This window comes from Mycobacterium sp. E183 (assembly GCF_001667735.1).
Lineage (GTDB): Bacteria > Actinomycetota > Actinomycetes > Mycobacteriales > Mycobacteriaceae > Mycobacterium.
In genome coordinates this window covers 1-13,288 of sequence record NZ_LZJN01000036.1, presented here as the reverse complement: position 1 = coordinate 13,288, position 13,288 = coordinate 1, and the positions used below count along the sequence as shown (strand labels likewise).

11 protein-coding genes, 1 tRNA gene and 1 pseudogene are annotated in these 13,288 nt (G+C 67.5%); 9 read left to right on the top strand and 4 right to left on the bottom strand.

Annotation, left to right across the window (positions count from 1 at the left end):
* Positions 1 to 7: 7 nt before the first annotated feature.
* Complete coding sequence (locus tag A5691_RS03465; RefSeq protein ID WP_067748454.1) at positions 8 to 2,026, bottom strand: family 2A encapsulin nanocompartment cargo protein cysteine desulfurase; 2,019 nt, start codon at positions 2,024 to 2,026, stop codon at positions 8 to 10.
* Positions 2,013 to 2,936 carry a family 2A encapsulin nanocompartment shell protein gene (locus tag A5691_RS03460; protein ID WP_067748452.1) on the bottom strand — a complete coding sequence of 308 codons (924 nt, stop codon included), beginning with the start codon at positions 2,934 to 2,936 and terminating at the stop codon, positions 2,013 to 2,015. The genes A5691_RS03465 and A5691_RS03460 overlap by 14 nt, the downstream gene beginning before the upstream one ends.
* Positions 2,937 to 3,319: 383 nt before the next feature.
* Between A5691_RS03460 and A5691_RS03455 the strand changes: the two genes are divergently transcribed.
* From A5691_RS03455 to A5691_RS03420, 8 genes are all read left to right on the top strand, one after another.
* A complete protein-coding gene (locus A5691_RS03455) occupies positions 3,320 to 4,597 on the top strand; it encodes a thioester domain-containing protein (protein WP_067748450.1) in 1,278 nt (425 codons plus the stop codon).
* A gap of 9 nt (positions 4,598 to 4,606) precedes the next feature.
* On the top strand, positions 4,607 to 5,539 hold the full coding sequence (cysK, locus tag A5691_RS03450; RefSeq protein ID WP_067890056.1) for a cysteine synthase A: 933 nt from the start codon (positions 4,607 to 4,609) through the stop codon (positions 5,537 to 5,539).
* 2 nt (positions 5,540 to 5,541) lie between these two features.
* Positions 5,542 to 6,228: a serine O-acetyltransferase gene (cysE, locus tag A5691_RS03445; protein ID WP_067748446.1), complete on the top strand. Its 687-nt coding sequence runs from the start codon at positions 5,542 to 5,544 to the stop codon at positions 6,226 to 6,228.
* A gap of 7 nt (positions 6,229 to 6,235) precedes the next feature.
* A complete protein-coding gene (locus A5691_RS03440) occupies positions 6,236 to 6,655 on the top strand; it encodes a thioredoxin family protein (protein ID WP_067748444.1) in 420 nt (139 codons plus the stop codon).
* 153 nt (positions 6,656 to 6,808) lie between these two features.
* The gene (locus tag A5691_RS03435; protein WP_067748442.1) at positions 6,809 to 7,930 is read left to right on the top strand and encodes an LLM class flavin-dependent oxidoreductase; all 1,122 of its coding nucleotides are present in this window, start codon (positions 6,809 to 6,811) and stop codon (positions 7,928 to 7,930) included.
* Positions 7,927 to 9,048: an LLM class flavin-dependent oxidoreductase gene (locus A5691_RS03430; protein WP_067748440.1), complete on the top strand. Its 1,122-nt coding sequence runs from the start codon at positions 7,927 to 7,929 to the stop codon at positions 9,046 to 9,048. The genes A5691_RS03435 and A5691_RS03430 overlap by 4 nt, the downstream gene beginning before the upstream one ends.
* Entirely contained in the window at positions 9,045 to 10,430 is a 1,386-nt protein-coding gene (locus A5691_RS03425; protein ID WP_067748563.1) for an NtaA/DmoA family FMN-dependent monooxygenase, read from the top strand. The genes A5691_RS03430 and A5691_RS03425 overlap by 4 nt, the downstream gene beginning before the upstream one ends.
* A 98-nt stretch (positions 10,431 to 10,528) precedes the next feature.
* Complete coding sequence (locus A5691_RS03420) at positions 10,529 to 12,175, top strand: NAD-dependent malic enzyme (RefSeq protein ID WP_067748437.1); 1,647 nt, start codon at positions 10,529 to 10,531, stop codon at positions 12,173 to 12,175.
* A gap of 270 nt (positions 12,176 to 12,445) precedes the next feature.
* Here the strand turns inward: A5691_RS03420 and A5691_RS03415 are convergent.
* Positions 12,446 to 12,518, bottom strand: a tRNA-Asn gene (locus tag A5691_RS03415).
* Positions 12,519 to 12,647: 129 nt separating this feature from the next.
* Between A5691_RS03415 and A5691_RS03410 the strand changes: the two genes are divergently transcribed.
* On the top strand, positions 12,648 to 12,929 hold the full coding sequence (locus A5691_RS03410) for a hypothetical protein (protein ID WP_067748435.1): 282 nt from the start codon (positions 12,648 to 12,650) through the stop codon (positions 12,927 to 12,929).
* On the opposite strand, the pseudogene A5691_RS03405 reads toward A5691_RS03410, so the two are convergent.
* Positions 12,904 to 13,288, bottom strand: a pseudogene (locus tag A5691_RS03405) (DNA primase); the annotation flags it as partial. The gene A5691_RS03410 and the pseudogene A5691_RS03405 sit on opposite strands and share 26 nt — an antisense overlap.

Sequence of the window (13,288 nt, the reverse complement as noted above, 5' to 3'; positions counted from 1 at the left end):
AGAGCCGTCAGCCGACGTTGGTGCCGCCCTCGGCGATCCTGCGCACCGCCCGGAGGAAGACGTCGATCTCCTCGAAGGTGTTGTAGAACGCGAACGACGGGCGAACGGTGGCCTCCAGTCCCAGGCGCCGGAGCGCGGGTTGTGCGCAATGATGCCCGGCGCGGACCGCGATACCCTCCGCGTTGAGCGCCTTGCCCACCTCGAGCGGCTCGTGTCCCGCCAGCACGAAGGACAGCACGCTGGCCTTCTCGGTCGCGGTGCCCACCAGACGGACACCGGGAATGTCGGCGAGGCGCGGCGTCGCGTACTCGAGCAACGAGTGCTCGTAGGCCGCGATGCGTTCGATGCCCAACCGCTGCACATAGCGCAGCGCCTCGGTCAGCCCGACCGCGTCGGCGATGTTGCCGGTGCCGGCCTCGAACTTGGTCGGCGGCCCCTGATATAGCGAGCGTTCGATCGTGACGTCGGCGATCATGTGACCGCCGCCCTGCCACGGCGGCGTCTCCGTCAGCGCCTCCTCGGTACCGTAGAGCGCGCCAATACCGGTGGGGCCGTAGATCTTATGTCCGGAAAACACCAGGAAATCGGCGCCGAGCTCGGAAACATCAACGGGCAGATGCTGAATCGATTGGGCGGCGTCGATAAGCACCCGAGCCCCATAGCGATGGCCCAATTCCACGATCTCGTCCACCGGGACCACCGTCCCCAGCGCGTTGGACACCTGACTGGCGGCCACCAGCTTCGTCCGAGGACCGAGCAGTTCCTCGAATTCGCTCAGCAATAGATTACCGGCATCATCGATCGGCGCAACCTTTAGGATCGCTCCGGTTTTCTGCGAAATGAGTTGCCAGGGAACGATGTTCGCGTGATGCTCGAGATGAGTGATGACGATCTCGTCACCGGGCTGCAGATGCTTTCCACCCCACGCGTGCGCCACCAGGTTGATGGCCTCCGTGGTCCCGCGCACAAACACGACGTTCTCAGAGCTTGGCGCGCCGATGAAATCGGCCACGGTGTCGCGGGCCTCTTCGTACGCGTCGGTGGCCCGGGCCGCCAATTCGTGTGCGGCGCGGTGGATGTTGGAGTTCTCGTGGATGTAGAAATGCGACAGCCGGTCGATCACCACCTGTGGCTTCTGGGTGGTCGCCGCGTTGTCGAACCAGATCAACGGCTTTCCGTTGACGACCTCCTTCAGGATCGGGAAGTCGGCCCGGATCGCGTTGACGTCGAACACCTCGTGCTCATCGGGCAGCCGCGGCACCGTATCGGCGACGCTCAGGAAGGAGTAATTGTGCTCGTCACCTCCGGCCGTCACCGGCGTTGGCGCGGCGCCGTCCGACCAGCCCAGGTCGGGGACCGGGGGCGCGTCGGACCCCCAGGAGGGCACCGAGTACGGCGACGCCCCACGCGCAGCCGCGGGGACCGCCGTGGGCGCCCCGGCCACCGCCCCGGGCACGGTCGGCACGACGCCCTGGCCCGGCACGCCAAAACCGACGAAGTCGCCGAGCACGGCGGTCGTATCCGGCAGGCCGCCACGGGGCGCGGCGGGAACCGTCTGCGGCGGGGCGTTCGGTTCCGGTGTCGCCGGAGCCGGAAGGTAGATGTCGGTGACACCCAGCGCCGGAATCGGCGCCGGATACACGTCGGCGGCCCCGGCGGCCGCCTGACCGGCTGACGTCGCGGCCGTGGCGTCCGGCACGCCGCCCCGCGGGGCGACCGGCGCCGCCTGCGGCGGGGTTTCGGGTTCGCGCGACGTCGGAGCCGGAAGGTAGATGTCGGTGACACCGAGCGCCGGGACCGGCGCCGAATACACGTCGGCGGCCCCGATGGCCGCCTGACCGGCCGACGTCGCGGCCGTGGCGTCCGGCACGCTGCCCCGCGGGGCGACCGGCGCCGCCTGCGGCGGGCTGTCGGGACCCGGCCGGATGCTGGCCGCATACAGCTGGCTTGCCAGCGCGGCGAGTTCCGCGGCGCTGATGGGCAGGTCGCTTTCGGCGTCTACCGCTCGATACTCACTTGTACTCATGGAACTGGTCCACGGCGACGTCGTCGAGCACGGCGAGCGCGTCGTCGGTGAGAACGGCCAGTGACGTGTAGAGCGTCACCAGGTACGTCGCGATTGCCGACTGGTTGATGCCGGTGAACCGCACCGACAGACCCGGCGCCTGCTCGCCAACCAGGCCCGGCTGGAACAGGCCGACCACACCCTGCCGCTCCTCGCCGGTGCGCACCAGGATGAACTTGGTCTTGCCGTCCTCCACCGGCACCTTGTCCGACGGGATCAGCGGGATGCCGCGCCAGGTGATGAACTGCGCGCCGAACAGGCTGACCACGGGCGGCGGCACACCCCGATAGGTGGCCTCGCGGCCGAATGCGGCGATTCCGAGCGGGTGAGTCAGGAAGAAGCTGGGCGTCTTCCACACCTTGGTGATCAGCGCGTCCAGGTCATCGGGTGCCGGAGCGCCAGCCAGCGTCTGGATGGTCTGCTCCGGAGTCGCCTGGGCCAGCAGCCCGTATTCGGGGCTGTTGACCAACTCGAACTCCTGACGCTCCTTGATCGTCTCGATGGTCAGCCGCAGCTGCTGCGCTATCTGATCGTGCGGACTCGAGTACAAGTCGGAGACTCGGGTGTGGATGTCAACCAGGGTCGAGATGCTTCGCAGCGTGTATTCGCGCGGGCTGGTCTCGTAGTCGACATATGTCTCGGGCAGCGGTTCTTCGGTGCCGGCGCCCGCTTCGGTCTTGATGGCGACCCCTTCGGGGTTGACCACCCGATTGACCCGGTAAAGGCCCGCTTCCACCGGGACCCAGCTGAGCAGGTGCAGCAACCAGCGGGGCGTAATGGTGGAAAGCTGCGGGACGGTCTTGGTCGCGTTGGCAAGCTGTCTAGCTGCAAGATCGCCGAGTGCCTGAGACTCGCTTTGAGCCGACGTCATCGTGGTCCTTCCATGCTCGATCGAGTGCTGCAGCGTGGTGCGGCAGGTCCATGATCACCCGCCGTGACCGGGTTCGCGCGCCGAGCCTAGGAGACTGTCGGAGCGGCGCAAAGCATTACTCCCGCGCTGAATTAAAGGGCCGTAAAGCGACCGCAATCTGACAGTGATATTCGTCTGGGCCTATAGTGGGGGCCATGCAACAGGCCGTTCAGCCGCGCTTCGTTCCTTCGCGCACCGCCGCCTGCTGTTGTTGTCGCTGTTGTTGATTTCCTGACGCTCTGAAGACGCAGTAGAAATCCCGCGCCCTGCCCACCGATGGGGCTACCACCGCCCCGGCCCAGACGCGCGTTCGCCAGCAAAAACTTTCAGGAAGAAAACCATCCATGACAGTGATGTCACTACCCACCCGCGCCTCCGCGCCGGTAGAGACCCGCCACCGGGTCCTCGTCAGGCCGGCAACCGAAGTCGCGCGGATGACGCGCTACCGCGGGGGCACATACTCCCATACCGTGGACACGGTCGTGTTCGACGATGGTAGCTCTGCCCGCACCGACCTGATCAGGGTCAATCCCAACCTCCACGCGTATTCCTTGGACTTCTTCGGCATCGCGCCTCATCAGCCATCCCGCTACCGTCTGGGCAGCTGGTCGGCGCTGCCCCACCTGCGCAGCCGCGACTACGAAGCCGAGGTCGACTGGATCCTGCGCAACTCTTTCCCGATGCGCACGACGGCCGAATTGAGCGAGCAACTTCGGGCCGCGGGCGACCCCGTGGGACGGGCCCACATCAGCGAACACGAGGCGATCGCCGCCACCCAGGCCGCGGTTTGGCATTTCACCAACGGTTTGACCCTGGATACTCGGCCCCTTAACGCACCCGTCAAGGTACGCCGGGCGGCCGGACGCGTGTTGACCTTCGAATTCGACGGCGAACCCCAACTCGGCGGTTACTCGGTGTGGGTGGACGCCGATGCTGCGGTCGGCTTGAAACTACAGAAGTCCACCGACGGCGTTGCCTGGCAAGACATTTCGCGCTCGCAGCTGACGGTGGGCGCGGGCAGGGGCCGTCATCGACGCACGCTCGGGGTGGGCAGCACGCTGTCGGCCAGCAGCCACGGCAGCGGCGGGCGTGGCTATCGCCATTACCGCTTGATCGCGACGACCGACGCGGCCAATCCGAAAATCGACCATGTTCGCTTCTGGCTGACCGGCTCCCGCCACTACCGCAATGCCGATCGAATTGTGCACCTCTACAATTATCTGATCACTGGGGCGCGCAAAGCCTCGCGCGATACGGTGGAACCACAACTAGTCGATACCGAAGCAACCGCCAATTCGGAGCTCATAGGACCGTTTCAAGTGCCAATCCCGTTGACGCTCAACGTCGGCGACGGACACACGCTCGTCGATTCCGACGGTGAGACGATCGTCGGCATTGTGCAGGCGGGCGCGGACTTTTACCTCCGGCCCGCACCGGGTACGTCCACAACGACGGTCACGGCGACAGCACCGGAAAGCCTCCCCGGACGGGTGCTGACCGGCGTCGCGCTGGAGGGAGTGGCACATCGATTCACACCCATTGCTTTGACCGTCCCCACGGCCGTGGCCATCGAATTCGACATCAGCTGGCAGACCGACGAGTCATGTACCGACATCGCCTGAGGAAGACAGATGAGCATCGCAGATAACGTCACACAACTGATCGGGAACACGCCGCTGGTCCGGCTGAACCGGGTCACCGAAGGGGCGGTCGCCGACGTCGTCGCCAAGCTGGAATTCTTCAACCCCGCGAACAGCGTCAAGGACCGCATCGGTGTCGCCATGCTGGATGCGGCCGAGCAGGCGGGGCTGATCAAGCCCGACACGATCATCCTGGAGCCGACGAGCGGAAACACCGGCATCGCCCTCGCGATGGTGTGCGCGGCGCGCGGCTACCGGTGCGTGCTGACGATGCCGGACACGATGAGCACCGAACGCCGAATGTTGTTGCGGGCCTTCGGCGCAGAGATCGTGCTGACGCCCGGCGCCGAAGGCATGGCCGGAGCCATCGCCAAAGCCGAAGAGCTGGCCAAGAACGACCAACGGTATTTCATCCCGCAACAGTTCGAGAACCCCGCGAACCCCGCGATCCACCGCAAGACCACCGCTGAGGAGGTCTGGCGAGACACCGACGGCAAGATCGACTTCTTCGTTGCCGGGGTGGGCACCGGGGGCACGCTCACCGGCGTCGCTCAGGTCATCAAGGAGCGCAAGGCGTCGGCGAAATTCGTGGCCGTGGAGCCCGCCGCGTCACCGGTCCTCTCCGGTGGCCAGAAGGGGCCGCACCCGATTCAGGGCATCGGTGCCGGATTCGTCCCACCGGTACTCGAGATGGACCTGGTGGACGAGGTCATCAAGGTCGGCAACGAAGAATCGCTGGACATGGCACGTCGGTTGGCCCGGGAGGAGGGACTGCTGGTCGGCATCTCATCGGGCGCGGCCGTGGTCGCGGCGCTGCAGGTCGCCCGCCGTCCGGAGAACGCCGGCAAGCTGGTCGTGGTGGTGCTGCCGAGCTTCGGCGAGCGGTATCTGAGCACCCCGCTCTTCGCCGACCTGGCGGATTAGCCATGTTCGCGGACATTCGACGTGACATCCGGGCCGCCAGGGAGCGCGACCCGGCCCGGCCGACCACGCTGCAGGTGATCTTCGCCTATCCGGGCGTGCACGCGATCTGGGGGCACCGGATCAACCACTGGCTGTGGAATCGCGGCGCCAGGCTCGCCGCGCGGACGTTTGCGGAGGTCGTCCGCATTCTCACCGGAGTCGAGATCCACCCGGGCGCGGTCCTTGGCTCCGGGTTGTTCATCGACCACGCGACCGGCGTGGTGATCGGCGAGACTGCCGAGGTGGGCGAGGACGTGACCATCTACCACGGCGTCACCCTCGGCGGCAGCGGACGGGACACCGGCAAGCGCCACCCGACCATCGGCGACAGGGTGATCATCGGCGCCGGCGCCAAGGTGCTCGGCGCGATCAAGATCGGCGACGACAGCCGGATCGGCGCCAACGCCGTCGTCGTCAAAGAGGTTCCGTCGAGCGCCGTGGTCACCGGGGTACCCGGACAGGTCATCAGCCGCCACGGGCGAAGCAGCCCGGACGACTCGATGATGCCCGACCTCGTGGGCGTCAGTCTCCAGTCGCTCCTCACCCGGGTAGCCAAGCTGGAGGCAGCCAACGACGGACAACAACAGTCCGAGCGTGTCATCAGGCCGCCGGAAGCCGGCGTATGGCACGGCGAAGACTTCTCCATCTGAGGACCACGTGAGCACTCTCGTCATCGCGGGGACGGCGCTGGTCGCGGCGCTGGGTGTCGCCAGCGTGGCGGGCGCGATGTTCAATCGGCGCTCCGGGGTGCTGCGCGAAGTCAGCCCCGATTCCCCGCCGGACACGTCCGACCTGGGCTTGGCACAAACGGGCCCGACGGTGGTGCACTTCAGCGCCGTGTGGTGTGGCCCATGCGCGTCAGTGCGCCGCGTGGTCGACCAAGTCTGTGCCGATCTTCCTGACGTGTCGCACGTGGAGATCGATATCGACGCCAATCCCGCCGCCGCCAAGCGGCTGTCGGTGTTGTCGCTGCCGACCACATTGATCTTCGACGCCGAGGGTCGTCAGCGCTACCGGAGCGCCGGGGTGCCGAAGGCGGGCGACCTACGGGCCGTGTTGCAGCCGCTAGTCGCCTAGCCCTCGAATCATCAAGTCGTCGAACGCCTTTCCGCACGTGCATCGGGTGTGAGCTCGGCGAAGTATTACTCACGGTGAACTTAATGCGGGCATGGAATGCGTTGTCGCCCCGAGCGTTGCAGAGTGGGTTAGTAACGAATCGGAAGGCGTGCCATGACCGAGCTACATCTGGCCGTTGCGCTGGACGGCTACGGCTGGCACCCACACGCGTGGCGGTCCGCCTTCGCGCACAACGCCACCCGCGGCGGACACCTCAGCGGTCGCTACTGGGCAGCCTTGGCCGAGGTCGCGGAGCGGGGCCTGCTCGATTTCCTGACCATCGACGACTCCTTCGATGTTCAGCCGGGGCGGCGGCCCGAGATATCGCCCCGCCGGTTGGCGGGCCGCGCGGATGCCGTCCTGGTCGCCGCGCGCATCGCGCCGGTCACCACCCATATCGGTTTGGTGCCCGTCGCGACCGTCACCCACACCGAACCGTTTCACGTGTCCAAAGCCATTGCGACGCTGGACCACATCTCGCACGGCCGGGCGGGCTGGCAGGTGCGGGTGAGCGCCACCGCGCACGAGGCCGCGTTGGTCGGGCGGGGCACCCGAACCGGCACCGACGAGCTGTTCGACGAGGCCGCCGACGCCCTGGAGGTGGCGCGGCGGCTCTGGGACAGCTGGGAAGACGATGCCGTCATCCGTGACGTGGCCACCGGGCGTTACATCGACCGCGACAAGCTGCACTACATCGACTTCGCCGGCAAATACTTCTCCGTCAAAGGCCCGTCCATCACCCCGCGGCCGCCGCAGGGCCAGCCGGTGGTGCTGGCGCTGGCGCACGCGTCGCGCGCCTACGATTTCGCCGCCGCAGGCTCCGACGTCGTGCTGATCACCCCGCACGACGACGACTCGCTGCGCTCGATCTTGCACGAGGTCGCCCAAGCGGAGCGCTCGGCGGGGCGTGCGCTGAAGGTGTACGCCGATCTCGTCGTCTCGCTGGGGGAAGACCCATTGACGCCCCCCGCCGCCATCTCCTCCGACGCGCACGTGTTCGCTGGCAGCGCAAGCGATTTGGCCGATCTGCTCCTGCGCTGGCGGGACGCCGGCGTCGACGGGGTGCGACTGCGGCCCGCGGTCAACGCGATCGACCTGCCCGCGATCGTCGATGAGCTGGTGCCGCTGCTCCAGCGTGCCGGAGTGTTCCGCACCGCCTACCGCGACGGCGAAACACTGCGCGAACGCCTCGAATTGGCTCCCGCACCCAACCGCTACGCGGCGGTGGCGCCGTGACTGTGACCCCGCTGTCGATCCTCGACCTGTCCCCGATCACCGCCGGGTGCGACCCCGCGACGGCGCTGCGCAACACCATCGACCTCGCCCAGCACGCCGAACGATGGGGCTACAAGCGCTACTGGCTCGCCGAACACCACTTCGTCGCGGTGGCCAGCTCGTCGCCGGCGGTGCTGATCGGCCAGATCGCCGCGGCCACCGACCACATCCGCGTCGGCTCGGCCGCGGTGCAGATCGGCCACACGACACCGATCGCGGTCGTGGAGAGCTTCGGCATTCTCGATGCGCTGTACCCGGATCGCATCGACATGGGCCTGGGCCGATCCGGGCAGCGACGCACGGAGGCCGCCGCGTCGCCGCCGGCGGCGTCCCCGTCGGCGCCTCGGCCGTGGACCGACGTCGAGGGCATCGTCATCCCCGCGCCGTTCGACCCCACGGCGCTGATGAAGAGCGACCGGATGCGGGCCCAGGCCTCGGTGCTCGCCCAGCCGTGCGCGCAACCCGCCGACTTCGGTGAGCAGATCGACGCCATCGAAGCGCTGCTCGACGGCACCTACAGCGTCGACGGTCACGAATTGCACGCCGTCCCAGGCGAACGCGCGCAGCTGACACCCTGGATATTCGGCAGCACCCGCGGCCAGAGCGCGGATGTCGCCGGTGCCCGCGGGCTGCCGTTCGTCGCGAGCTACCACATCACGCCGGGCACCGCCCTTGACGCGATCGCCGCCTACCGCGACGCCTTCCGGCCGTCCGCCCGGCTGGACAGGCCCTACGTGGTGGTCTCCGCCGATGTCGTCGTCGCCGAGGACAGCGCCACCGCGCGGCACCTGGCGGCCGGCTACGGCCGCTGGGTCCACTCCATCCGTAGCGGGCAGGGCGCGATCCCCTACCCCGATCCCGACCTCTGCGAACCCCTCACCGACGACGAACTCGAGCTGGTGGCCGACCGCACCGCAACGCAATTCGTCGGTAATCCCGACGAGGTCGCCGATCGGCTGGAACTGCTGCGCCGGGTGAGCGGGGCCGACGAACTCGTGATCACATCCGTGACGCACCGGCACACCGATCGACTGCGCTCGCACGAGCTGATCGCCAAACGATGGGGGCTGACCGGATGAGCGCGCGAACGATCAAGCGCCGCAAGCAGATAATTCTCGGCGCGCATTTTCCCGGGGTGAACAACACCACCGTGTGGTCCGATCCGGACGCCGGCAGCCAGATCGCGTTCGAATCTTTCGTGCACCTGGCCCGAACCGCCGAGCGCGGTCTGTTCGACTTCTTCTTCCTGGCCGAGGGGCTGCGGCTGCGCGAACACCGCGGCAAGATCCACGACCTCGACGTAGTGGGCAGGCCCGACACCTTCACGGTGCTCGCCGCACTCGCCGCCGTCACCGATCGGCTCGGCCTGGCCGGCACCATCAACACCACCTTCAACGAACCTTACGAGGTGGCAAGGCAATTCGCGACCTTGGATCACCTCTCCGACGGCCGCGCGGCGTGGAACATGGTCACCTCGTCCGACGCGTTCACCGGGGAGAACTTCCGCCGCGGCGGGTTCCTCGACCACGCCGACCGGTACAAACGGGCCGAGGAATTCATCACCGTCGCCCGGCGGTTCTGGGACGGTTGGGCGCCTGATGCGGTGGTTACCGACGTCGATGCCGGCATCTACGCCGACCCCGCCCGGATCCACATCGTCGAACACCACGGTGCCCAGTTCGACGTCCGCGGCGTGGCCTCTCTCCCCGCCGGCCCGCAGGGCCATCCGGTGTTGCTGCAGGCCGGTGACTCCAGCGATGGCCGAGACTTCGGCGCCCGGCACGCCGATGCGCTATTCACGCTGCACGGATCGCTGGAGGCGGGTCAGCGCTACTACGCCGACGTCAAGAACCGCGCCGTCGCCTACGGGCGGGCCCCCGACCAGCTGAAGGTCCTGCCCGGCGCGACGTTCGCGCTGGGTGACACCCCGGAGGAGGCGGAGGATCACGCGCGTCACATCCGTGAGCAGCAGGTCAGCGGCCCGACGGCGATCGCCTTCCTCGAGCAGGTCTGGGGAATCGATCTCTCCGCCTACGATCCCGACGGGCCGCTGCCCGACGTCGACCCCGTCGAGAATCCCGACATCACCCGGGGACGCGTCCGCCACGGCGACCCGAAGACCGTCGCGGCGACGTGGCGGGCCCGCGCGCAGGCCGAGAACTTGTCGATCCGGCAACTGATCATCGAGGTGACGAGTCGCCAGCAGTTCGTCGGGACACCGGCGCAGGTTGCCGACGAGATCGATCGCCATGTGCAGTTGGACGCCTGCGACGGCTTCATCCTGGTGCCCCATCTGACGCCACGCGGCCTCGACGAGTTCGTCGACAAAGTGGTACCGCTGTTGCAGGAACGCGGTAGCTTCCGCGCCGCATATCGTGGCGCAACGCTGCGCGAACATCTGGGCCTGCCGCCGGTGCCGGGCTGGTCGACTGGCCGCGTGGGCGTCGCGGTGGGCGGCTGACGGCCCCTGCCGGCGCTTCAAACGCTCTTCAAGATGCGTTCACCGCGATCGACGCTACGGTTGCCCTACAGGGCCGAGTCACCGGAAGTGAGATTGCGATGTACGACGCACACGCACCGCGGATCCCGCCGGCACTCGCCGCGCCGAGCCTCAACCGGGGAGTCGGCTTCACGCACGAGCAGCGGCGGCAGCTCGGGCTGACCGGACGGCTTCCGTCGGCGGTGCTGACGCTCGACGAGCAGGCCGACCGGGTCTGGCATCAATTGCAAAGCCTGGCAACAGATCTGGGCCGCAACCTGTTACTGGAGCAGTTGCACTACCGCCACGAGCTGCTCTACTACAAGGTGCTGGAAGACCACCTGCCCGAGCTGATGCCGGTGGTCTACACACCCACGGTCGGAGAGGCCATTCAACGGTTTTCCGACGAGTACCGCGGACAGCGCGGGCTCTTTCTGAGCATCGACGAGCCCGACGACATCGAGGCGGCGTTCGAAACCTTCGGGCTGGAGCCCGACGACGTGGACCTGATCGTGTGCACGGACGCCGAAGCCATCCTGGGCATCGGCGACTGGGGGGTGGGCGGCATCCAGATCGCGGTGGGCAAGTTGGCGCTGTACACCGCCGGCGGCGGCATCGACCCGCGCCGCTGCATCGCGGTCTCCCTCGACGTCGGCACCAATAACGAGCAGCTGCTGCAGGATCCGTTCTATTTGGGCAATCGGCACGCGCGAGCCCGCGGCGAGGAGTACGACGAGTTCGTCAACCGCTACATCGAGGTCGCACACCGGCTGTTCCCCAAGGCCATCCTGCATTTCGAGGACTTCGGGCCGTTGAACGCGCGACGGATCCTGCGCGACTACGGCGAGAAGTACTGCGTGTTCAACGACGACATCCAGGGAACCGGCGCGGTGGTCGTGGCGGCCGTGTACGGCGGCTGCCATCTCACGGGTGTGCCGATGCGCGACCAGCGGGTCATCGTCTTCGGGGCCGGAACCGCCGGGATCGGGGTGGCCGATCAGATCCGTGACGCCATGGTGTCCGACGGCGCCACCCTCGAACAGGCGACGGCACAGATCTGGCCCATCGACAGGCAGGGCCTGCTGTTCGACGACATGGACGATCTGCGGGATTTCCAAGTGCCCTATGCGAAGAACCGTGCCCAGCTCGGTGTGACTCCCGGGAACCGGGTCGGCTTGGTGGAAGCCATCAAGCTCGCCTCCCCCACGATCCTGCTGGGCTCCTCGACCGTTTTCGGCGCCTTCACCGAGAAGGTCGTACAGGCCATGACCGCGTCGTGCGAGCGCCCGATGATCTTCCCGCTGTCCAACCCGACCTCGCGAATGGAAGCCATGCCGGCCGACGTGCTGCAGTGGTCCGACGGCAAGGCGCTGATCACCACCGGCACCCCCGTCGCACCGATCGAATACGACGGCACCACCTACACGATCGGGCAGGCCAACAACGTGCTGGTGTTCCCCGGAATCGGGCTGGGCATCATCGTGGCGGGGGCCCGGCTGCTCACCAAGGGAATGCTGCAGGCCGCAGCGAAAGCCGTTGTGCGACAGGCAAGTCCGTCGGCTCGCGGGGACTCGTTGCTGCCGGACGTCAAGGACTTGCGCGCCATCTCGACGGCGGTCGCCGAGGCCGTCTATCACGCCGCGGTCGACGACCAGGTGGCGACGCGGACGCACGCCGACCCGCGGCAGGCCGTCCTCGACGCGGTATGGACCCCGGCGTACGAGTGAGCGGCTTTCCGATGAGACGCCTCGCAGCGCATGCGCGCCGCTCGCCGAGGCTGTAACCCTGCAGGCCCGCACTCGCGCTTTGGCTGCAGATTTACAGGCTCGACGCTGAAAGGTGGGAGAACCGGTCACCGCTTGTCGCGGACGCTGCCGTGGCCAACTGACGCCCGGGCGGATGGTGGCCTTTGGCGCCTTGGTTGAGGAGTTCGGAGCCGGAGGCCCTTGCACCGGAGAGACGGCGGCCAGAGCGCCGGACACTGAGTCGGAGCCTTGCTCCCCCGCCTGGACTCGAACCAGGAACCTATCGGTTAACAGCCGAACGCTCTGCCAATTGAGCTACAGGGGATCAACACGATCGCGGGACGACTCTAGCGTACTGGCATATCCGCGCCCAACTGCATAAGGACGGATCGGGCGCGCACGCACCGGGCCGGGTGAGGCAGGATGGAACGGTCGCTAGTCGGGAGGAACGCTTTTGATCCGGTATGTCGTGGTGCTGGGGCTGGGTTACGTGCTGGGCTCGAAGGCCGGGCGCCGCCGCTACGAGCAGATCGTCGGCACCTATCGCGCGCTGACCAGCAGTCCCGTGGCCAAGTCGATGATCGAAGGGGGCCGCCGCAAGGTCGCGAACCGGATCTCCCCGGACTCCGGCTTCGTGACCGTCGCCGAGCTTGACGACCAAACGGCCATCATGGAGCGGGCGGCCGACGAACGGGCGGCCGACGAGGCCCTCACATCGTCAGATCGTCGCCGCTAGCCTGTTCCAGCAGGCTGCGCCGATAGGCCTCCATCGCGACCAGGTCGCCGAACAGCGCGTGGTACTCGTCGCCCTGCTCGATCGGCGACATGCGCTGCAGCTTGGACTTCACCTCGGCGATCTGCCGACCCATCCAGACCTCCTGCAAGCGGGCCAGCACGCCGGCGATGTAGCGCGGCAGCTTCTCGTCGTCGACCTGGACGGCCTCCACTCCGAGCTCGCTGATCAGCCCCGCGGTCAGGTCCGAACCGGCCCGCTGGCGCACCGCGTCGATCCACTCCCCGCCGGTGAACCTGGTGGTCGGAGCCCTCGAGAATCGCCTTGCGCGCCTTGGCCGGCAGCTTGCGCCAGGGCGTGTC